Below are 21,019 nucleotides of genomic sequence, written 5' to 3'. Positions count from 1 at the left end.
ATCGCGCGCTTCGCCGTGACGCAAACGGCAGCAGGCGCACTGGCCCCAACGATGTCGCGACCACCAACAATTGAAAATCTCAAGGCGCTGACCAGCCTGCGCTTTTTTGCCGCAATGATGATTGTGGTTCTGCACGGGTCCAACAGCCTCGATTGGCCATGGTTGCGCGGCGCGCCGTTGTCGCTTGCACAGGGCGTCAGTTTCTTTTTCGTGCTGTCAGGTTTCATCCTGACGCATGTCTATGGTGACCGCCCGCCCGGGTCGATCCTGGCGTTCATGCGCGCGAGGGTTGCGAGACTTTGGCCGGTGCATGTGGTGGGCATCGTCTTGCTGGTCGTCAGCGTGGCGCCGGACTCGATCACGTTCGACGGTCCCGGGATTTTCAGCAAGTGGGTGGTGCTCGGCTTCAATGCCATCCTCGTGCACTCGGCCTTCCCTTTTCTGGCGTACACGTTCTCGTGGAATTCCGTGTCGTGGAGCATTTCGACAGAGATGTTCTTCTACCTGGCGTTTCCGTTCCTGCTGGTCAACATCGAACGCACCTGGCACTGGAAGCTCCTGGGCGCCGCCCTGTTGGCAGCGGCCTTGATCGCGGTGCTTCGCATCGCAGCGGTACCGATCGAAAGCAGCGACTTCAATCGAATGACGGCCGGATATGCGACCTACCCGAGTCCATTGATGCGCGGATTCGAGTTTGTGCTCGGCATGTCGACCAACGTGCTGTGGAGGAAGTATCTGAGCCGTCAGTCCAGATCACTGTGGTGGTGGACGGCTGTGGAAGCGATCGCGCTCGCTGTCTGCGCATGGTGGATGTTGGCGGGCTTCCACGCGGTGCAACGACAGTTCCCGAATCCGTGGTTCAACCTGTTCTTTCAGCCGGCCGGATCGTGCTGGGCCTTTGCACTGGCGATCGGGTGCCTTGCCTCCGGTCGCGGCCTGGTCGGACGGTTGCTGTCGGTGCGACCGCTCGTGTTCCTTGGGGAGATCAGCTTCTCCATCTACATGCTGCATCTCATTCTGATCAAGGCATTCGTCACCACTTTCGCATGGCCGGGCGTTCCCGAGTTTGTCTACTTCGGTGCGCTCTTCGTGCTGGCGACGACGGTTTATCTGCTTGTCGAAAAGCCTGCTCAGCGGCTGCTGCGCGGCGGGAGCAGGGCCAAGATGCTGCATCCGCCGATCACGGATGCGAGCAGCGGCAAAGTAGTGCGCACCGAAGCATGAGAGAGACCTACCTGGACGGCCTGCGCGGCTGGGCGGCGCTCGTTGTCGTCTTGTGCCATGCGGGAGAGATCTTCTGGCCGGCATGGCGTCCGGGTTTCTATCCTCTTCTCACCGACGGTTCATTTTCGGTGTTCATCTTTTTCGTTCTCTCCGGCTATGTGCTGAGCGTGGGATTCTTTCGAACCGGCGAGCGACGTGCAGTCGTCGACCTCGCGCTTAGACGCTATCCGCGGCTCACCGTGCCGATCTTCGCGGCCTCATGTCTGGCCATGGGGCTGATGGCTCTGGGGTGGATGCACAACATCCCGGCGAGCAAAGTGACGGGAAGCGAGGGCTGGCTGCCGATCGTCTATGCCTTCACGCCAACCGTGGCGGACGTGCTGCACTTTTCCTTCTGGAGGGTGTATGTCGATGGCTCGCCCGCAAGCTCATACGATGCGCCGCTCTGGACAATGCCCGTCGAGATGCAAGGCTCGATCCTTGTCTTTGCGGCGCTGCTTGTCATGGGACGGGGGGCTGTGCTGCGAGGCGCCATTCATGTGGCGCTGCTCGCGGTCACCGGATGGCTTGCGTCTCCGTTCGTGGCGATGGTCGCCGGAGCCGCGATCGCGAATTTCACGCAACTCGACATGCATCGAAAGCTGGCCGTGTCGAATGCTGCGCCGTTGATGTCGTGGGCTTTGCTGATCGGCGCGATCGTTTTCGCCGCGGCGCGGCCTAATGACTTCGGGCCCGTGTGGCTCACGCTCTGCAGTGCAGGGCTGCTCTATGGCGTGTTGCTCAACAAAGGATTTCAGCGGGCACTTTCGTTGCCGGTATCCCAGTGGCTCGGCCGGGTCTCCTTCTCGCTGTACCTGTTGCACGTTCTGGTGCTTTGCAGCTTCTCATCGTGGGCCTATCTGGCGCTCGGAGGCGGGGAGAGGCCTTCGACGACTGGCATTGCCGTGCTGCTGGTCGCAACGGTTGCCCTTTGCCTTGTCGCCGCTGCCCTGTTTCACTCGATGGAAAGGTTGGGGATCACGATGGGCCGACGCTTTTCACAGGCTGTCTTGCGTGTCGCCTCATCCGCGCGCAGCCGAGGCGTTGTCCGATAACCGCGGTCTTCAGCTTTGCTTGGGCAGCGACTGAAGCTGCTTGTACATCGCAGCGTTGGCCACTTTCAATTCTTCAGTGTCGTGATGCAGGCGATCCCATTCGTACTGCCAGTTCTTCGCTTGCTGCGCATGCCATTGCGCGCTCTCCAGCGCACCCGCGGCGCCGTCCGCGACGACCCGGTCCGAATGCCAGAGCTGGGTCAGCCGCTTGATCAGATTGAAACTGTAGGCATGCTTGACGAGCGTCGGCAGCGCAAGAATGCGGTCGGCTGTCACGTTGAATGAATGAACGACGTTGTACGCAAGATTGATGCAGGTCTCCGCATCGGAAAGGCCGGCAGGCGACGGCTTTGTCATGGCCTCGAACAGTTGGGCGACGCGGGAGAAGACCTGTGGGTCGCGGGCGGCAACGCCGATATAGGTCGAGCTGTATCCGGCGATGGCGGATTCGAATCCAGTGAACTGATAGTCCGGGAATTCCTTGACCAGAGCCTCCATCCCTTTGACCGTCGGGTAGTAGACATGCTCGTACGAGGATTCGAGCCAATCCTTGTTGTCCCTTGTGTACGACATCAGCGGGACCTCGAAGATGAGCACGCCGTCGTGCTGGAGGGATTTCAGGGAAACATCGAATGCGCCTCTGAAATCGTTCACATGCTCGAAGGTCGCTATCGAGGTGATGAAGTCAAAACTTCCATGCGTCCGATTGCTGACCGCTGGATCGAAGACGTCGGAAGCGATGATCGTCACGCCTCTGTTTTGGGCCACCCCGGCTGCGGCAGCGTTGACCTCGATGCCGAAGCGTTCGTAGGCCCCGTTCAGGCTCCGAAGCAGATGGCCATTGGCGCAACCGATGTCCAGGATCCGGCCCGTGGGGGAGATCGCCTCCAGTACGAGTTTGACCCACAGAAGACTGTGATCTGCCGTGAACTCGTAGTCGTGATATCCCACCTCTGCATGCGTCGCGCCGTAGTACGTGTCTTCGTAGAAGACGCTCGTATCTTCGGGAACCACTTCGACGACCCCCATGTCGCAGTTCTCGCAGAACAGGACATTGCGCCCGTCGCCGCGCGTCAGTGTGCGGCCCACGCTGGTGGCTGCGCAGACATTGCATTTGAAATGCATTTCTTTCATCCTTGAGGCCGCGCAAGGCGCGGACGGTGATCATAGTCGTCGAATCGCCACAGGATGCGCGGAGGCTCATGGGCCAGAAATCATCCGCGGCGCGGCGATGGAATTCCGGCTTCCAGCGGGCTGATCGTCAGCGCTCGACGATCCGCCCATGCTCCATGTGGATCACCCGGTTGCACTCCTTGGCAATCAGATCCGGCGAGTGCGAGGCCAGCACCAGAATGCCCGACTTCGACACCACATCGCGCATCCGCTGCTCGGCCTTCTCGGTGAAGGCTGCATCCCCCACCGACAGCCATTCGTCCATCAACAGGATGTCGGCCTCGACGCTGGTGGAGATCGAGAATGCGAGCCGCATCATCATGCCGGTCGAGTAGGTGCGAACGGGCATGTTGACGTATTCGCCCAGGCCGCTGAACTCGCAGATTTCGGGCGTGAGCCGTTCGATTTCCTTCATGCTCATGCCCATCACGAGGCCGCGCAGCATGATGTTCTCGATGCCGGTTGCATCCATCTCTATGCCCAGTGCGGGATCGATCAGGCTGGCCACGGAGCCCTGGCGCGTGAATTCGCCCGCCGAAGGTTCGTAGACACCCGCCAGCGTGCGCAGCAGCGTCGATTTGCCCGCGCCGTTGTGACCGATCAGGCCCAGCCGGTCGCCGCTCTTGAGTTCCAGGTTGAGGCCGCTGAGTGCCTGCACCACGGTGACCCCGGTTTCCTTGCCGAAGCGCCCACCGGTGACCGAAGCCGCCAGCGTCTTCTTCAGCGATGCCGAGCCCGCCCCGTAGATGGGGAAGCTGACCGAAACGTTTTTGAGTGAGATGGATGCCATGGATCAGAGCCAGTAGACGACGCGGCGGCGGTATTTGACGAACAGAACGCTCGCGAGGGAGACGCAAAACACAGTCCACAAGCCCATGCCGATCCAGCTGTGCAGGTGCGCCTCGCCGCCCATGAGTGGTGTGCGCAGCAGATCGAGCATCTGCGCGAACGGATTCCAGAGCACGTATTTGGCGCGGCCCGGGAGGTTCTCGGGCAGCCAGAACACGGGGGTCAGGAACATCAGCATCTGCATGAGGCTGGTGATGATCTGGGTCACGTCGCGGTAGCGCGTGCAGATGAGGCCCAGCAACAGGCCCAGGGCGTGCGCGTTGATGATGAGGATCACGAAGGCGGGAATGATCAGGAGCACCGACCACGACAGCGTGACACCCGCCCAGATGGCCACGGGGATGTACAGCACGATCTGGTGCAGGAACTGGATCAGGTTGCGCGCCAGGCCCCGCCAGACGAACAGGCTGATGGGAAAGTAGCCTTGCTTCAGGTAGTTGGACGATCCGACAAAGGCATTGCAGGCATCGGTGACCACCGCGGAGAAAGTGCCCCAGAAGATCACGCCCAGCGCCAGGTGCGGGAAGAACTTGTCCAGGTGGGTGCCGAAGAGCGAGGCATACAGCGGCCCCATGCCGCCGATCATCACGCCCATGCTCAGCGTGAGCCACAGCGGCCCCAGCATGGAGCGGCGGTAGCGCAGCACGATGTCGAACCAGGCGAGCGTCCACCAGATATCGGTGCGGCGGGTGCCTTCCCACCAGTCGGCCAGCGCGCTTCGATGCAGATTGGAATGGACTTGGCTCATGCGTATTCGTCAGTGTTTTTGTCTGCCATGCGGACGGTGTTGTCCTGGGTCAGGTCGCCGTGGCATGAAACGGCGGTAAGCAAATGCGCTTCGTTGCCGAAGTAGGTCAAACGGGATTTCTTCGGGGCTATGGCCGGGCCGGCCGGGGCGGTGCCTGCGAGGGCGCGCTCATTTTATTCATGAGTAATCAACTGAGAGATAATTTTACCGGCTCCGGTTCCGCTGCAATTCGTAACCCCTGGAGAGTCCACTGCCCCCCGATCGGAAGGGCCGCGACTGCCCCGCAGGCAGCATGCCCCACAAGAATTCGATCCATTCATGAGCATTCCGCACCCCCTCGAAGTCTCCGTCGCCCTCTGCACCTACAACGGCGCCCGGTTCCTCCGCGAGCAGGTGCGCAGCATCTGCCTGCAGACCCGGCCGCCGGTGGAGATCGTGCTGTCCGACGACGCCTCGCGCGACGGCTCGGTGGAGGTGGTGCGCGCCGCCGTCGCCGAATGCGCGGCCGAGCGCCCGGGTCCGCCGATCGCGCTGCGGATCTTCGAGAATCCGGTCGCGTTGCGCGTTGTCAAGAATTTCGAGCAGGCCATCAGCGCCTGCACCAGCGAGCTGATCGCGCTCAGCGACCAGGACGACGTGTGGATGCCCGACCGGCTCGCTTTGATGGTGGCGCACTTCGAGCAGGACGCCAACCTGATGCTGCTGCACACCGATGCACGGCTGGTCGATTCAGAGCGCCGCGACCTGAACCAGACGCTGTTCCACGCTCTGGAGGTCACCCCCCTGGAACTCGCGCAGGTGCACGGCGGCAAGGCCTTCGATGCACTGCTGCGCCGCAACCTGGTGACCGGCGCGACCACCGTCTTTCGCCGCGCGCTGTTGGCCGACGCCTTGCCGCTGCCACTCGAGTGGGTGCATGACGAATGGCTGAGCATCGTCGCATCGACCACGGCGCGGGTCGACCTGCTGGAGCAGCCGCTCATCGAATACCGGCAGCACGAGTCCAACCAGATCGGCGCGCGGCGCGACACGTTCAAGGAAAAAGTGCGCAAGGCGCTCGCCTCGCGGGGCAACACGCACGTCGAGCGCGCGATCAAGGCCGAGCTGCTGCTTGCGCGGCTGTTGCAGATGGGGGACAGGGTCCCGCCCGAGATCATCGCCAAGGTGCGCAGCAAGATCGTGCACCAGCGTTTTCGCGCCGCCTTGCCTGCGTCACGGCTCGCGCGCATCGTGCCGATCGCCCGCGAAGCCATGACCGGCCGCTACGACAAGTTCGGCCGTGGCGTGCGCGGCGTGGTCCGCGACCTTTTCGAATCTGTGTAGGCTCCGCCCCAAAGAACCATGAACCCAATGAACGCCTCCCCAGATTCCACCATCGCAGCGCAGCCGACCGCCTGGCCGAGCGTCGTGGTGATCATCCCGTTCTACAACGGTGCCGATTTCATCGAGCGTTCCGTGAAGAGCGTCTTTGAGCAGTCCGTGCCCGCCACCGAAGTCATCGTGGTCAATGACGGCTCGCGTCCCGAGGAGCGCGCTTCGCTCGATGCGCTGGCCGCGCGCTATCCGTTCCGCATCATCGACAAAGAGAATGGCGGACAGGGCTCGGCGCGCAACGCCGGCGTGAAGGCGTCCACCTCGGACTTCATCTGCTTTCTCGACCAGGATGACTTCTACCTGCCCAACCACATCGAGACGCTGGCCGCGTCGATCCCGGCTGGCGACCGGCTGTTCGGGTATGTCTATGCCGACCTGTACGAGGCCGATGCCGACGGCAACGTGATCCGCACCGGCGTGATCAAGGAGCACGCGACGCATCCCAAGCGCAACATCAACGACCTGCTGCGCAACGACATGTTCGTGCTGCCGTCGGCCGCGCTGGTGAGCCGCAAGGCCTTCGAGGCCGTCGGCGGTTTCGATTCGCAGTTCATGGGCTTCGAGGATGACGACCTGTTCCTGCGCATCTTCCGCAAGGGGTTCAGCAACTACTTCGTGGACAAGGCCGTCACCGTCTGGTGCATCCACACGGCCAGCACGTCGTTCGGCATCCGGATGATCCGTAGCCGCTTCAAGTACTTCAAGAAGCTCACCCAGATGTTCCCCGACGAGCACCTGCGCGGGCGCTACTACTTGCGTGATTTCCTAGCGCCCCGGTTCCAGCCGTACTTCGTCAACCACGCGATCGAGTCGATCAAGAACGACGACCAGTACCGCGAGGAGATGACCGCGATCCTCAACGAGTACGGCGCGATGGTGCTGGCCAACCCGTATGTGGGGCGCAAGAAGAAGCTGCGCCTGCGGATCACGCTGTTCCTGCTCAACCACTGCCCGCCGGGCGTGGTGCGGCTCGTCGGCGGGCTGACCAAGCTGCCGGTCATCCGCAGCCTGAGGCGAATCTACAAAAACTGAGCGCGCCGTCGGGATTGCTCCCGTTCGCCTTCGTCAGAACGAAGCGCCGCGCGCATTGCGCTGCAGGTCGGCGTCCACCATCATCTGGCACAACTGCTCCAGCGTGGTGGCGGGCTCCCAGCCCAGCTTGGCCTTGGCCTTGGCGGCGCTGCCGATCAGCAGTTCGACTTCGGCCGGCCGGTAGAACTTGGGGTTGATGCGCATCACGGTCTTGCCTGAAGCCGTGTCGACCGCGCTTTCGGCTTCGCCGCTGCCCCTGAATTCGACGTCCACACCCACGCCCTTGAATGCCATGCGAACAAAGTCGCGCACGGTTTCCGTGCGGTTGGTGGCCAGCACGTATGTATCGGGCTCGTCGGCCTGCAGCATGCGCCACATGCCCTCGACGTATTCCTTCGCAAAACCCCAATCGCGCTTGGCGTCGAGGTTGCCCAGCTCGAGCACGTCGAGGAGGCCGAGCTTGATCTTGGCCACGGCATCGGTGATCTTGCGCGTGACGAACTCGCGCCCGCGCAGCGGGCTCTCGTGGTTGAAGAGGATGCCACTGCAGCCGAAGATGTCGTAGCTCTCGCGGTAGTTGACGGTCATCCAGTGGGCGTAGAGCTTGGCGACGCCGTAGGGGCTGCGCGGGTAGAAGGGAGTTTCTTCGGTCTGCGGAACGGCCTGCACCTTGCCGAACATCTCGGAGGTCGAGGCCTGGTAGAAGCGGATTTTCGGGTTCACGAGGCGAACCGCCTCCAGCAGGTTCAAGGCGCCGATGCCGGTGATCTGCGCCGTTGCGCCGGGCTGATTGAAGCTTGCGCCCACGAAGCTCTGGGCCGCGAGGTTGTACACCTCGTCAGGTTGCGCGTCGCGCAGCAGCGTGATCGAACTGCCCTGGTCGGTCAGGTCGTACTCGATCAAGTGAAGGTCGGGGTGGTTCTGGATGCCCAACTGCTCGATGCGCCAGAAATTGACCGAACTGGTGCGGCGGTACGCGCCGTGGACTTCGTACCCCTTGGAAAGAAGGAGCTCCGCCAGATAGGCGCCGTCCTGACCCGTGATGCCCGTGACAACGGCACGTTTCTTCATGAAAACCTCGCGGTTGGAGAAAAGGTAGCCCATTTCACTGCAAGAAGCGTGACAGGCGCCGCTCGGAGCTATTTTGCCAAAACGCTTCCCGGCCTGTATGAAAGTGCACGCCAGCCCTGCGAGGTGCTGAAGACGCGCGAGGTACCTATTCAGCGGGCCGGAGCGGAGGCGGGCGACCTCGAGGTCATCGCCGCATCGATCCACGTCGCGAACTTGCGCACGTACTCGGCGCGCAGGTGCCCGGCGTCCTTGTAGATCGGCGTGGCATCGGCATCCGCGCGGGTGCACCAGTCTTTCTCGCACAGCGTCGGAATCGGGTCGATCACGATGGCGCCGCTGCGCTTGGCGATCTGGCGCATGCGCTCGTGCAGCGCCTTCTGCTCCGAGACCCAGGGCGCGGTCGGTGACATGCGCCCGACGGTCATGTTGCCCAGGCGCCCGCCCTTCACGAACTCCTCGGGGCCGAAGCCTTCGCCGACCGGGTTGTCCAGCAGCAGGTAGACCTGCTTGTGCTTGGACAGCGCAGTCAGCACGGTCTCCAGCGTATTGAGCGCGAAGTCCGCGCCACCGCCGCCCATGAAGCGGCGCTTGTTCTTGCCGTCCTGGTAGTAGTAGCGGTCGGCCGCGGCGTTGTCGGCGGTGGGCTTGTCGGTCTCCGAGAAGTAGCAGTTCCAGCAGCCGCCGAAGACGACCGCATCGAACTTGTCGCTCACCGCCAGGCGCATGCCGCCGTCCCGCCGTTCCGCGCAGAGGTTGTTCTGCTCGTCGACCACGTTGGGAATCGGCGGGCAGGCGCCCCAGGTCACGAAGGAGAGCGAGTCGAGCGTGTCGGGCGCGGTCTTGCTCAGCTCGACCGCGCGCGGGCCGTACTGCTCGATGTGGCTGTCGCCGAAGAACAGCACCCGGCGCTTGCCGTGGCCGATCTGCTGCAGCACCTCGCCATCGACCTTGATCGGGCTCAGGCCGTCCGGGTAGCCCCAGTCCTTGGCCGCGGCCGCCGTCTTGTTGAAGTACGGGTCGCTGTGGCGCCCGACGTAGTAGCCCGAGGTGGCCAGGAGGCCGAGCACGACGAAGCCCACCATCGCGGCCACGAGGCCCGAGGTCACCGTGGGGTTCTCGGTCTTGCGCGTGTAGCGCTCGACGAAGCGGTAGGTCAACCACGCGAGCACGAACGAGGCAACCAGCATCAGCGCCCGGATGCCATCCGACGGCAGCTTGCCTTCCAGGATGCGCGCATACGCCAGCAGCGGCCAGTGCCAGAGGTACAGCGGGTAGCTGATGAGCCCGACCCACACCATCGGCTTGGACGCGAGCACGTAGCGGTTCAGCACGCCGGTCGGTCCGGCGGCGATGCAGAAGAAGGCGCCGAGCGCCGGCAGGATCGCCCAGAAACCCGGGAAGGCCTTGCCGCCGCGGATGAGGCACAGGCCCAGCACGATCAGCGTCAACCCGGCGATGGACTGCGCATGGCGCCCCCAGCCCGGCTTGGGCAGTGGCCGGTGCAGCCGCATGTACGCGAGCATGCCGCCGATCATCAGCTCCCAGAAGCGCGAGAGCGGCGAATAGAACGCGGCCGTCCGGTGGCTGTGGATGGTCGTCACGTTGAGGAGGAACGATGCCGCCGCCACGATGCCCACCACCCAGAGCACGCGCCACTTGCGCTTCCATGCGAGGCCCAGCAGCACGGGCCAGAAGATGTAGAACTGCTCCTCGATGGCCAGCGACCACAGGTGCAGCAGCGGCTTGGTCTCGGCGGCGTTGTCGAAGTAGCCCGCCTCGCTCCAGAACGCGAAGTTCGAAACGAACCCGGCGCCCGAGGCCACGTGCTTGCCCAGCTGCACCCATTCGTTGGGCAGCAGCGCATACCAGCCGAAGGCCAGCGTGGCCGCCAGCACCAGCGCAAGCGCCGGGAAGATCCGCTTCACGCGCCGGGCGTAGAACTCGCGGTAGCTGAAGCCGTCGCCCTCGAAGCTGCCCAGGATGATCGTGGTGATCAGGAAGCCCGAGATGACGAAGAAGATGTCGACACCGATGAAGCCGCCCTTGATCCACTGCGGGAACGCGTGGTAACCCAGGACCGAGAGCACCGCCACGGCGCGCAGCCCGTCGATGTCCGGGCGGTATTTGGGGTGAACCAGGTGGGCGTGTTCGTTGTGGAGCGTCGGGCTCGTCGTTGTTGTCGTCGTCATCGTCTGTGTGAAGGCGCGCCTGCTTTTTTCGTTCCCGATTGTCCTCGCAAACGCTTTTCGCCCCGCTCAGCGCGCTCGTCAGGCGCCGGGCCGCTGCATCCGCCGGTAGCGCCAGAAGGCGCCCGAGCGCCACACTTTGAGCAGGCTGGTGACGTGCCAGTACAGATAGCGCTTGCTGCGATGGCTCGCGCGCTGGGCGTCGTGCCGCGCGAGCAGGTCTTCGCCGACCTGCAGCTTCCAGCCCGCGAGCTGGGTGCGGGCGCAGATGTCGAAGTCTTCGCCGTACATGAAGAAGCGCTCGTCGAAGCCGCCGATCTGGCGGTAGGCCTCGCTCCGGAACAGCATGAACAGGCCGGGAATCCATGCGGGCACGGCCGGCGGCACATAGCCCGGCTTGTTGCGCCCGAGGATCTCGACGGGCGTGAGCAAAGCCCGGTGCGGCTCGGGCCCGGGCTTGCCGGGCTCCAGGATGCGCGGCGTCATCAGGCCGGCGTCAGGTGCGGCCTGCACGATCAGCGGCGCGAGCACGTCGCTGTCGAAACGGATGTCCGGGTTGAGCACCAGGAACCAGGGCGTCGTGCAGCGCGCAAAAGCCTGGTTGTGATTGGCGCCGAAGCCCTTGGGGCTCGCGTTCTCGATCCGTTCGACCTCGAATCCCCAGCTTTTCCCCGCGAGCACGTCGGGCTCGGGAATGTTCACCGTGAGCACGACCTTGGCAATCGACGCGCGGCTGTGCCGGTCCAACTGGTCAATCAGCGGCTTTACCAAGGCGAGCTGGCCGTGGCTCACGATGGAAATGGTGATCGGGGGCAAAGGAGCGGGGGAGGCGGGGGATGAAGGCGTGGGCATGGTCTAATTTCGCTCGGGAATTCTAGGGTTCCCCAACTCCCACACATGATTGCCCTGATCGTCATCAGTTTCTTCGTTGCCGCCTTCGCGGTCCAGCTCTTCATGCGCCGGGCGCGCAGGCACGCACGGCTCTACGGCGCCGACATGCCGCAGCGCTTCCACAAGGGCCACGTGCCGCGCCTGGGCGGTGCGGGCATCCTGATGGGCATGAGCACGGCCTGGCTGGGCGCCAGCCTGATCGAACCGCTGAACATCGCCTGGCCGCTCAAGACTTCGATGCTCACGCTGGTGTGCATCCTGCCCGCCGTGCTCGGCGGCATCGTCGAGGACATGACGCAGAAGGTGAAGGTGCGCTACCGGCTGGGCCTCACCATGGGCTCGGCCCTTTTGGTGTGCTGGCTGCTCGGCCTGGGCGTTGCGCGCACCGGCATCCCGATGGTCGATGGCTGGCTGGCGATGCTGCCGTATGCCACCGTGCTGTTCGCGGCGCTTGCCATCGGCGGCCTGCCGCATGCCTTCAACATCATCGACGGCTACAACGGCCTGGCAGGCACGGTCGCCGTGCTGGTCTGCCTGGCAATCTCGCACGTGGCCCTGCAGGTGGGCGACCGGCAACTGGCGGCCATGATGGTCTGCCTGGTGGGCGCCACGGTCGGCTTCCTGGTCTGGAACTACCCGCGCGGCAAGATCTTTGCCGGCGACGGCGGCGCCTACGTCTGGGGCATGGTGATCGCCGTGGCCTGCGTGACGCTGGTACAGCGCCACCGCGTGGTGTCGCCCTGGTTCCCGATGCTGCTCCTGATCTACCCGGTGTGGGAGACGCTCTTCTCCATCTACCGCAAGCTCGCGCGCGGCCAGTCGCCCGGCACGGCCGATGCGTTGCACTTCCACCAGCTGATCTTTCGCCGCATCGTGCGCGTGGCGCTGGCGGACGACGAGGCTCGGCAACTGCTGGCGCGCAACAACCGCACCTCGCCCTACCTCTGGATGTTCGCCGCCCTCTCGGTGGTGCCCGCGGTGCTGTTCTGGAACAACACCATCGTGCTGATGCTGTTCTGCCTGCTGTTCGTCACGACGTACGTGGGTGCGTACCTGATGATCGTCAGGTTCAAGGTCCCGCGCTGGCTGCGGCCTTGAGAGAATTCCTTTCGTTCCCATCGATCAACGCTTTGGAGCCTGACCGCCCATGACCGACCCCGTCCTCAACATCCCCCCGCGCGACAAGGCCGAGATCCTGGCCCAGGCGCTGCCGTACATCCGCAAGTTCCACGGCAAGACCATCGTCATCAAGTACGGCGGCAACGCCATGACCGACCCGGCCCTGCAGGCCGACTTCGCCGAGGACGTGGTGCTGCTCAAGCTGGTCGGCATGAACCCGGTGGTCGTTCACGGCGGCGGCCCGCAGATCGAGGCGGCACTCAACAAGCTGGGCAAGAAGGGCAGCTTCATCCAGGGCATGCGCGTGACCGACGCCGAGACCATGGAAGTCGTCGAATGGGTGCTGGCCGGCGAGGTGCAGCAGGACATCGTGGGCCTGATCAACCAGGCCGGCGGCAAGGCCGTGGGCCTGACCGGACGCGACGGCGGCCTGATCCGCGCGCAGAAGCTCAAGCTGGCCGACCGCACCGATCCCAACGTGCAGCACGACGTGGGCCAGGTCGGCGACATCGTCTCCATCGACCCCAGCGTGGTGAAGGCGCTGCAGGACGATGCGTTCATTCCCGTCGTGAGCCCGATCGGCTTCGGCGAGGAGAACGAGAGCTACAACATCAACGCCGACGTCGTCGCCGGCAAGCTCGCCACCGTGCTCAAGGCCGAGAAGCTCATGCTCCTGACCAACACGCCCGGCGTCCTCGACAAGAACGGCAAGCTGCTCACCAACCTGAGCGCCCGCGAAATCGACGACCTGTTCGCCGACGGCACCATCTCGGGCGGCATGCTGCCCAAGATCGAGGGCGCGCTCGACGCGGCCAAGAGCGGCGTGAACGCGGTGCACATCATCGACGGCCGCGTGCCGCACGCGATGCTGCTGGAAATCCTGACCGACCAGGCCTACGGGACGATGATTCGCGCCCGCTGAGCAGGGCGGAGGAGCGCCTGTTGCGCTGTGCGAGAATCAATTGATTACATCTTTGCACGCGCTCCCATGCAGAACGAAGAGACAGCTGCTCCCGGCGTAGAGACCTCAGCGGAAACGCCAGCCACCCCGACGCGCAAGCGTCCGAAACCGGGGGAGCGGCGCGTGCAGATCCTGCAGGCGCTGGCCGCCATGCTGGAGCAGCCCGGCGCCGAGCGGGTCACCACCGCGGCGCTGGCCGCGCGGCTCGAAGTGAGCGAGGCCGCGCTCTACCGCCATTTCGCGAGCAAGGCCCAGATGTTCGAGGGCCTGATCGATTTCATCGAGCAGAGCGTGTTCACCCTGGTGAACCAGATCCTCGAGCGCGAGGGCGCCACCGGCGCCCAGCAAGCCGCGCGCATCCTCACGTTGCTGGTCCAGTTCGCCGAGCGCAACCCGGGCATGACGCGCGTCATGGTCGGCGATGCGCTGGTCTACGAGAACGAGCGCCTACAGCAGCGCATGAACCAGTTCTTCGACAAGATCGAATCCACGCTGCGCCAGGTGCTGCGCGGCGCGGCCACCGCCGAAGGGTCGGCCACGCCCTCCGTCGATGCGCAGGTGCGCGCCGCCGCGCTCACCGCCTTCGTGGTCGGGCAACTGCAGCGCTTTGCGCGCTCGGGTTTCCGCCGCGCACCTTCCGAACACCTGGAAGCCACGATCGCCCTGATCGTTTGAAGTGACGCCAAGGCCGACCGGCTTCCCAGCCGGTCCGCCGCAGCAATGCCGAACTCGACGCGACTCGTTGCGGCGCGTACGATGAATTCTTCCCTTGCCGCCACGTGATGTCGCGGTGACAAGCCCGTTTCGCATGACCTCTGGATCGGAGGTTCGGATGAACGCTTGTCCTTCCCCCAGCCCGCGCAGCCGCGGCCATCGACTGCCTGGGGCGCGCCATGCCTGACGGTGCCGCCACCCGCCCGGCCCTTCTTCTGCACACGATCGCGCTCACCGCGGTCGCCATGGTCGCGTTCGCGGCCAACTCGCTGTTGTGCCGGCTCGCGCTGCAACACGGCGGCATCGACCCCGCCAGCTTCGGCAGCATTCGGCTCGCGTCCGGGGCGATCACGTTGGCGCTCGTCGTGCGGTTCCGGACGCAACCGTCCGCCCCCAGGCGCACAGACTGGCTCTCCGCCGTCATGCTGTTCGCATACGTCGCGTTCTTTTCCTTCGCCTACCTGAGCCTGTCCGCGGGCACGGGCGCGCTGATTCTCTTCGGCGCGGTGCAGCTCACGATGCTGGCTGCGGGCCTGGGCGGCGGCGAGCGCTTTGGTGCGCTCGCGTGGTTCGGCTTTGTCCTCGCGGCAGCCGGACTTGTCTACCTGGTGTCGCCGGGCGTTGCATCGCCGCCGCCGCTTGGCGCCGTGCTGATGGCGGTGGCGGGCGTGGCGTGGGGCGTGTATTCGCTGCGCGGCCGTGGCGTGCCCGACCCGCTGGGCGCGACCGCGCGCAACTTCCTCTGTGCGGTGCCGATGGCTTTTGCTTTGAGCCTGGTGTTCGTCAGAGACGCGCACGCCGATGCGCGCGGCATCGCGCTGGCCGTGGTCTCCGGCGCGTTGACGTCGGGGCTCGGCTACGTCGTCTGGTATGCGTCGCTGGGCCGACTGTCGGCGATGCGGGCCGCCACCGTGCAGCTGTCCGTGCCGCTCCTTGCTGCATTCGGCGGCGTGCTGTTTCTGTCGGAAGCGATCACGCCCCGGCTTGCGGCCGCCTCGGTGGCGATCCTGGGCGGCATCGCGCTCGTGCTGGCGCAGAAGTCGCGCACCGCGCGCCGGTGAACCCTAGGCGACGGCCACGCCCACCTTGGCGCCCGCCGTGACGATCTCTCCCCACGTCGCATCGTCCACCCAGATGCCGTCCTGCCGCCGCGCCGCACGCGCCTTGCGCTCCGGCTCGCCGGCGATCTGCACTTCGTCGAAGCCTTGCCCCGGCGGGCTTTGCCGCAGCCAGTCGATGAACTCGCGCGCCTCGTCGTCGAAGGCCTTCTGTGTCCCGAGCTTCGCCGGATCGATCAGCACCGTCAGCATGCCGTTGAGCACCGAGCGCGCCGTGTCCGCCGGCCGGTGCCAGGTGCCGCCGCCGGTGAGCGCGCCGCCCAGCAGCTCGCAGGCCACCGCCATGCCGTAGCCCTTGTGCTCGCCGAAGGTCATGAGCGCGCCGAAGAGTCCGTTGCCTTGCGGCACGACCACCACGCCCGGGTCGTTGGTCGGCGCGCCGGTCTCGTCGATCAGGTAGCCGTCGGGCACCTGCTCGCCCTTGTTGTGCGCCACGCGCATCTTTCCCTGCGCCACGCGGCTGGTCGCGTAGTCGAGCACGAAGGGCTCTGCGCCCGCGAGCGGTACGCCGATGCAGCACGGGTTGGTGCCGAAGCGACCGTCACCGCCACCCCACGGCGCGACCACCGGCCGCGAGAGCACGTTCACGAAATGCATCGCCACCAGCCCCTGGGCCGTCGCCATCTCCGCGAAGTGCCCGATGCGGCCCAGGTGGTGCGCATGCGCGAGCGTGAAGATGCAGCTGCCGTGCTGCTTCGCCCGCGCGATGCCCAGTTCCATCGCCTGCACGCCGACGATCTGGCCGTAGCCGCGCTGGCCGTCCAGGCCCATCAGCGTGCCGATGTCGAGATTGACCTTGAGCGAGGCATTGGGCTTCAGCCCGCCCTCGGCCACCGCATCGATGTAGCGCGGCAGCATGCCCACGCCATGCGAGTCGTGCCCGCTCAGGTTGGCCAGCACGAGGTTGGCGGCCACCTGCTGCGCTTCAACAGTGCTGCTGCCCGCGGCTTCGAGGATGCGGGCGACGGTGGTTTGCAGGCCGTCGGCCGGCAGTGTTCTGGACATGGATCAGATTCCCTTCGCGTTCAATGTGATGGCGTAGAGCGACGTCGTCGCGCAGATGAAAAGCCGGTTGCGCTTGGGTCCGCCGAAGCAGACATTCGCCACGCGCTCGGGCAGGAGGATCTTGCCGAGCAGCGTGCCGTCGGGGTCATAGGCATGCACGCCGTCGAGCGCGCTGGTCCAGATGCGGCCTTCGGTGTCGAGGCGAAAGCCGTCGAACATGCCGCTCGTGCATTCAGCGAACACCTCACCGCCGCTCAGACTGCGGCCATCGGCGCCCACCTTGAAGCGGCGCATGTGGCGCGGCCCGTCCTTCAGGTGGCTCGCGCCGGTGTCGGCGATGTAGAGCAGCGATTCGTCGGGCGAGAAGGCGAGCCCGTTGGGCTTCACGAAGTCGTCGGCCATGCGCTCGACCTCGCCGCTCGCGGGGTCGATGCGGTAGACGTAGCACGCGCCGATTTCGCTCTCGGCGCGCAGGCCTTCGTAGTCCGAGAGGATGCCGTAGCTCGGGTCGGTGAACCACACGCCGCCGTCCGAATGCACCACCACGTCGTTGGGCGAGTTCAGGCGCTTGCCCTGCCAGTGCGAGGCCAGCACGGTGATCGATCCGTCGTGTTCGGTGCGCGTCACGCGACGCGTGAGGTGCTCGCAGCTCACGAGCCGGCCTTCGCGGTCGACCGTGTGGCCGTTCGTGTTGTTCGACGGCTCGCGGAAGATGCCGACCGTGCCGGTCACCTCGTCGTAGCGCAGCATGCGGTTGTTCGGAATGTCCGACCACAGGAGCGTGCGGTGCGCGCCGAACCACACCGGACCCTCGCACCAGCGCGCGCCGGTCCAGAGGCGCTCGACGCGTTCGGGGCCGGGGATGCAGGTGTTGAATCGCGCGTCCAGCCGTTCGAAGCCGGTGCCTTCCAGGAAGCCGAAGGAGAGGTCTTGGGGTTGAGCCATGGGTACGTGTTTTTCCTTGCGTGAGAGATCGACGGCGGCTTCAGCGCGCGGGGCGAGCGCTCGCCACGACGATGACCGCGATGATGATGACGCCGGTCAGCAGCATGCGCAGCCCCGGCCCGGCGCCGACGGCGTTGAGCAGCGCCACCAGCAGGAACATGAACATGGCCGCGCCCCAGATGCCCGGCACGCTGGGCCGTCCGCCCGCCACGGCCGTGCCGCCGATGACGACGACGGCGATGGTCATGAGCAGGTACTCCTGGCCCTGGTCCAGCGAGTTGCCGCCCGAGAAACCTGCGATCAGCGCGCCCGTCAGGCCCGCGAGGCCGGCGCAGATCACGTAGGCCATGAGCCGCGTGCGCTCCACCTTGAGGCCCGCGAGTTGCGCGGCCCGGCGGTTCTGCCCCACCGCCGCGATCGAGCGGCCGAGCACCGTGCGCTCCAGCATCAGGGCCACGAGCACCGTGACGACCAGTGCCCCGACGGCCACCAGCGGAATGCCCAGCACGCGCTGCGCCATCAGGTCCGAGAACAGCGCCGGGCGGCTTCACCTTGAGGCCGCGCCCCACGTTGATGGCCACCGACATCACGATCAGCGAGGCTGCGAGCGTGGCGATGATCGGCGGAATGCGTAGCAGCCGGATCAGCCCGAAGTTGAAGAGGCCCACGCCGACGCCCACCGCGGTCGCTGCCAGCAGGCCCGGCACCAGCATCGCGTTGCTGCCGTCCATCACGATCATCGCGGCCGCGCCCGAGAGCGCGATGGTCGATGGAATCGAGAGGTCCGCATTGCCCGGCCCGACGCTGATCACCAGCATCTGCCCGAGAGACACCAGCACTGTGAACGCCGAGAACGCGAGTGCCGCGGTCAGCAGGTCGCCCGATCCTTGGCCGTGGCCGCTCCACACCGTGGCGGCCCAGGCGAGCACCGCGGCCACGCACGAACCCAGCCATGGGCGGTTGCCGGCCAGGCGCTTCCATCGCGGCGCCGCCGCCGCCGTGGTCGCCGGTGCTGTGATGCGTTCGTCCGCCGCGCTCATCGCTTGCCTCCGAACAGGTCGATGGCGGCACGCAGTGCGAGCACGGCCACGAGGATCAACCCCTGCATGCCCACCTGCCAGTCGGGCGCGATGTTCAGGAAGGTCAGGAACGAGGCCGCAAGCGTCACCGTGAGCGCACCGATGACCGCGCCCACCGGCGCCACCTTGCCGCCCGCGAACTCCGCGCCGCCGAGGATCGCCGCCGCAATCGCCACCAGTGTGTAGCGCGAGGCGATGTTGGCATCGGCCGAGGTGGCCTGGCCCACCAGCATCAGCCCCGAGCAGACGCCGAACACGCCGGCAATCGCATACACGCCGGCGCGCACGCGCACCATGTTCCAGCCCGCGCGTGCGATGGCGCCGGGGTTGCCGCCGAGGCCGCGCACCAGCGTGCCGAAGGCGCTTCGCGTGATCAGCAGGTGGCCCACGATGGCCGTGGCGATCGCCATCCAGATCGGCATCGGCAGGAGCGGCGTGCGCCAGCTCATCGCGGCGCGCAGCCACTCGGGCGCGGTGCCGCCCGGCGTGGGCAGCAGCAACACCGCGCAGCCCAGCCACACGAACGAAAGCCCGAGCGTCACGACGATGGAGGGCAACTGCCGCGCCTGGATCACCGCGCCCGCGAGCGCATACACGCCCACGGCCGCGACCAGCGCCAGCACAGCCAGCACAGGCTGCTCCGGCATCAGCGTGGCGCCGATGCAGGCCACCAGCGACACGAAGGGGCCGATGGACAGGTCCAGGTCGCTCACCGCGAGGATCATCATCTGCGCGAGCGTCGCGAACATCACCGGGATCGCGAGGTTCAGCAGCAGGTTGATGCCGAAGTAGGACATCGCCCGCGGCTGCTTCAGGAACACCGCCGCGAGCAGCAGCGCCAGCGCCACGGCCGGCAGCAGCGCATGCAGCATCGCCACGCGGCGCGCGGGGCCGCGGTGGTTCGTCAGGGCAATACCCGTCATGCCGCCGCCTCCTCGAATGAAAGTGCCACCACGCGCTCCTCGCTGATGTCGTCGCCGGCCAGTTCGCCGACCACGCGCCCGTTGCTGAAAACATAGACGCGGTCGCAGTGATGCAACTCGTCGAACTCGGTCGTGTACCAGACGAAGGTGCGGCCGCCGCGGGCCTCTTCGCGGATGAGCGCGTACACGTCGCGCTTGGTGCCGACATCGACGCCGCGCATCGGGTCGTCCATCAGGATCACCGGCGCCGTCGAGCCAAGCGCCCGCGCGAACAGCACCTTCTGCTGGTTGCCGCCCGAGAGCGAGCCGATGGGCAGGTCCATGTCGGGCGTGACCAGGCCCAGGCGCTGGCGCCATTGCTGCGCCTGCTGCTGTTCCTGCTTCAGGTCGATCAGCGGGCTGCGGGCGCGCAACTGCGCGAGCCAGCCCACCGTCATGTTGCGCGCGATGGACCAGAGCGCGAACACGCCGTCGGTCTGCCGGTCGCCGGCCACGAAGGCGGTGCCGCCCTCGACGCGCATCGCGTCCTTGCCGTTGTGCTGCGAGGCTTCCTGCAGCGCGAGCAGCATCGCGGTCTGCCCGTGCCCGGCCAGCCCTGCGAGGCCGATCACCTCGCCGCGCGCTGCGCGCAAAGCGATGCCGCGCTGCGTGGAGGCCTGCACCTGCACCACGTCCTGCACGGTCTGCGTGTGCCCTCCGGCCGTGCGCGTGCGAGCCGCTGCGGCCTGCGGCGCGTCGTTGACAACCGCTTGCCCCATCGCGGAGACCAGCCGCTCACGGTCGGTCTCGGCGGTCGGCGTGGCCTGCACCACCTGCCCGTCGCGCATCACGACCAGCCGGTCGGTCACCGCGAAGATCTCGCGCAGCTTGTGCGTGATCAGCACGCAGGTCTTGCCCTCGGCCACAAAGCTGCGGATGTAGGCCAGCAGCTGCGCGGCCGCCTGCCCGTCGAGCGAGGAGGTCGGCTCGTCCAGGATCATCAGTTCGAGCGGCTGCGCGCCCGGCGTGAATGCGCGCGCCACTTCGACGATCTGGCGCTTGCCGATCGGCAGCTCGCCCACCACGTCGTCGGGGCGCAGGCCGTGGCCCGGAAAGATGCGATCCAGCGTGGCCATCAACTGCGCGCCCGCGCGCTTGCGCCAGGCCCATTCGGCCGACTGCGGCTGCGCGATGCGCATGTTCTCCGCGAGCGTGAGGTTGTCGCACAGCGACAGCTCCTGGAACACGCAGCGCAGGCCCCAGCGCCGCGCCTCGCGCAGGCTCCACGCGGCGCCGTCCGCCGGCTTGCCGGCAAAGTGCAGCTCGCCATGGTCGGGTGCCAGCGCGCCGCACAGGATGTTGACCAGCGTGGACTTGCCCGCGCCGTTGTGCCCGACCAGGCCCACGCATTCGCCGCGCCGCAGTTGCAGGTCGACGCCGCGCAGCGCCTGGACGGCCCCGAAGGACCTTGCTGCGCCGCGCGCCTCGACCAGCACCTCGCCGGCGAGAGCTTGCGATGAGACTTGCATCGCCG

19 protein-coding genes are annotated in these 21,019 nt (G+C 66.0%); 8 read left to right on the top strand and 11 right to left on the bottom strand.

Annotated features, from left to right (window positions below):
• The first annotated feature begins 15 nt into the window (after nucleotides 1-15).
• Nucleotides 16-1,224 carry an acyltransferase gene (locus tag QFZ83_RS24535; RefSeq protein WP_307510784.1) on the top strand — a complete coding sequence of 403 codons (1,209 nt, stop codon included), beginning with the start codon at nucleotides 16-18 and terminating at the stop codon, nucleotides 1,222-1,224.
• The gene (locus QFZ83_RS24530) at nucleotides 1,221-2,318 is read left to right on the top strand and encodes an acyltransferase (RefSeq protein WP_307510782.1); all 1,098 of its coding nucleotides are present in this window, start codon (nucleotides 1,221-1,223) and stop codon (nucleotides 2,316-2,318) included. Before QFZ83_RS24535 ends, QFZ83_RS24530 begins: the two co-directional genes overlap by 4 nt.
• Before the next feature lie 9 nt (nucleotides 2,319-2,327).
• Here the strand turns inward: QFZ83_RS24530 and QFZ83_RS24525 are convergent, their stop codons facing one another.
• The 3 genes from QFZ83_RS24525 to QFZ83_RS24515 all read right to left on the bottom strand — a co-directional run bounded on the left by QFZ83_RS24525 (nucleotide 2,328) and on the right by QFZ83_RS24515 (nucleotide 5,088).
• Complete coding sequence (locus QFZ83_RS24525; RefSeq protein WP_307510781.1) at nucleotides 2,328-3,443, bottom strand: bifunctional 2-polyprenyl-6-hydroxyphenol methylase/3-demethylubiquinol 3-O-methyltransferase UbiG; 1,116 nt, start codon at nucleotides 3,441-3,443, stop codon at nucleotides 2,328-2,330.
• Nucleotides 3,444-3,579: 136 nt separating this feature from the next.
• Entirely contained in the window at nucleotides 3,580-4,281 is a 702-nt protein-coding gene (locus QFZ83_RS24520) for an ABC transporter ATP-binding protein (protein ID WP_307510780.1), read from the bottom strand.
• 3 nt (nucleotides 4,282-4,284) lie between these two features.
• Complete coding sequence (locus QFZ83_RS24515) at nucleotides 4,285-5,088, bottom strand: ABC transporter permease (RefSeq protein ID WP_013539255.1); 804 nt, start codon at nucleotides 5,086-5,088, stop codon at nucleotides 4,285-4,287.
• A 318-nt stretch (nucleotides 5,089-5,406) separates the two neighbouring features.
• On the opposite strand from QFZ83_RS24515, the gene QFZ83_RS24510 reads away from it, so the two are divergent.
• Together QFZ83_RS24510 and QFZ83_RS24505 are read left to right on the top strand one after the other, a co-directional pair.
• Nucleotides 5,407-6,411 (top strand): glycosyltransferase, encoded by a 1,005-nt coding sequence (locus QFZ83_RS24510; protein ID WP_307510779.1) that lies wholly within the window; start codon nucleotides 5,407-5,409, stop codon nucleotides 6,409-6,411.
• A gap of 27 nt (nucleotides 6,412-6,438) precedes the next feature.
• Nucleotides 6,439-7,494 carry a glycosyltransferase family 2 protein gene (locus QFZ83_RS24505; protein WP_307510778.1) on the top strand — a complete coding sequence of 352 codons (1,056 nt, stop codon included), beginning with the start codon at nucleotides 6,439-6,441 and terminating at the stop codon, nucleotides 7,492-7,494.
• A gap of 33 nt (nucleotides 7,495-7,527) precedes the next feature.
• Here QFZ83_RS24505 and gmd read toward each other — a convergent pair whose 3' ends face one another.
• The 3 genes from gmd to QFZ83_RS24490 form a co-directional block, all read right to left on the bottom strand.
• Nucleotides 7,528-8,565 (bottom strand): GDP-mannose 4,6-dehydratase, encoded by a 1,038-nt coding sequence (gene gmd, locus QFZ83_RS24500; protein WP_307510777.1) that lies wholly within the window; start codon nucleotides 8,563-8,565, stop codon nucleotides 7,528-7,530.
• Between the two features lie 149 nt (nucleotides 8,566-8,714).
• A complete protein-coding gene (locus tag QFZ83_RS24495; protein WP_307510776.1) occupies nucleotides 8,715-10,754 on the bottom strand; it encodes an acyltransferase family protein in 2,040 nt (679 codons plus the stop codon).
• A 78-nt stretch (nucleotides 10,755-10,832) separates the two neighbouring features.
• Nucleotides 10,833-11,603 (bottom strand): glycosyltransferase family 2 protein, encoded by a 771-nt coding sequence (locus tag QFZ83_RS24490; RefSeq protein ID WP_307510775.1) that lies wholly within the window; start codon nucleotides 11,601-11,603, stop codon nucleotides 10,833-10,835.
• Nucleotides 11,604-11,648: 45 nt separating this feature from the next.
• On the opposite strand from QFZ83_RS24490, the gene QFZ83_RS24485 reads away from it, so the two are divergent.
• From QFZ83_RS24485 to QFZ83_RS24470, 4 genes are all read left to right on the top strand, one after another.
• Nucleotides 11,649-12,740 (top strand): glycosyltransferase family 4 protein, encoded by a 1,092-nt coding sequence (locus QFZ83_RS24485; protein WP_306880540.1) that lies wholly within the window; start codon nucleotides 11,649-11,651, stop codon nucleotides 12,738-12,740.
• 49 nt (nucleotides 12,741-12,789) lie between these two features.
• Nucleotides 12,790-13,683 carry an acetylglutamate kinase gene (gene argB, locus QFZ83_RS24480; protein ID WP_013539261.1) on the top strand — a complete coding sequence of 298 codons (894 nt, stop codon included), beginning with the start codon at nucleotides 12,790-12,792 and terminating at the stop codon, nucleotides 13,681-13,683.
• Nucleotides 13,684-13,749: 66 nt separating this feature from the next.
• On the top strand, nucleotides 13,750-14,397 hold the full coding sequence (gene slmA, locus QFZ83_RS24475) for a nucleoid occlusion factor SlmA (protein ID WP_306880539.1): 648 nt from the start codon (nucleotides 13,750-13,752) through the stop codon (nucleotides 14,395-14,397).
• 218 nt (nucleotides 14,398-14,615) lie between these two features.
• A complete protein-coding gene (locus tag QFZ83_RS24470) occupies nucleotides 14,616-15,497 on the top strand; it encodes a DMT family transporter (RefSeq protein ID WP_307510773.1) in 882 nt (293 codons plus the stop codon).
• Nucleotides 15,498-15,500: 3 nt separating this feature from the next.
• On the opposite strand, the gene QFZ83_RS24465 is transcribed toward QFZ83_RS24470, so the two are convergent.
• The 5 genes from QFZ83_RS24465 to QFZ83_RS24445 all read right to left on the bottom strand — a co-directional run bounded on the left by QFZ83_RS24465 (nucleotide 15,501) and on the right by QFZ83_RS24445 (nucleotide 21,014).
• Nucleotides 15,501-16,559, bottom strand: a complete 1,059-nt coding sequence (locus tag QFZ83_RS24465; protein ID WP_307510772.1) for a malate/lactate/ureidoglycolate dehydrogenase — start codon at nucleotides 16,557-16,559, stop codon at nucleotides 15,501-15,503.
• A 3-nt stretch (nucleotides 16,560-16,562) separates the two neighbouring features.
• Nucleotides 16,563-17,504 carry an SMP-30/gluconolactonase/LRE family protein gene (locus QFZ83_RS24460; protein ID WP_307510771.1) on the bottom strand — a complete coding sequence of 314 codons (942 nt, stop codon included), beginning with the start codon at nucleotides 17,502-17,504 and terminating at the stop codon, nucleotides 16,563-16,565.
• A gap of 40 nt (nucleotides 17,505-17,544) precedes the next feature.
• A complete protein-coding gene (locus QFZ83_RS24455; RefSeq protein ID WP_307510770.1) occupies nucleotides 17,545-18,024 on the bottom strand; it encodes an ABC transporter permease in 480 nt (159 codons plus the stop codon).
• 516 nt (nucleotides 18,025-18,540) lie between these two features.
• Nucleotides 18,541-19,506, bottom strand: a complete 966-nt coding sequence (locus tag QFZ83_RS24450) for an ABC transporter permease (RefSeq protein WP_307510769.1) — start codon at nucleotides 19,504-19,506, stop codon at nucleotides 18,541-18,543.
• Nucleotides 19,503-21,014: a sugar ABC transporter ATP-binding protein gene (locus QFZ83_RS24445; protein WP_307510768.1), complete on the bottom strand. Its 1,512-nt coding sequence runs from the start codon at nucleotides 21,012-21,014 to the stop codon at nucleotides 19,503-19,505. The genes QFZ83_RS24450 and QFZ83_RS24445 overlap by 4 nt, the downstream gene beginning before the upstream one ends.
• Nucleotides 21,015-21,019: the final 5 nt, after the last annotated feature.

Source organism: Variovorax sp. W1I1, from assembly GCF_030815625.1.
GTDB lineage: Bacteria > Pseudomonadota > Gammaproteobacteria > Burkholderiales > Burkholderiaceae_C > Variovorax > Variovorax paradoxus_C.
This window is presented reverse-complemented; position numbering and strand designations above follow the sequence as displayed.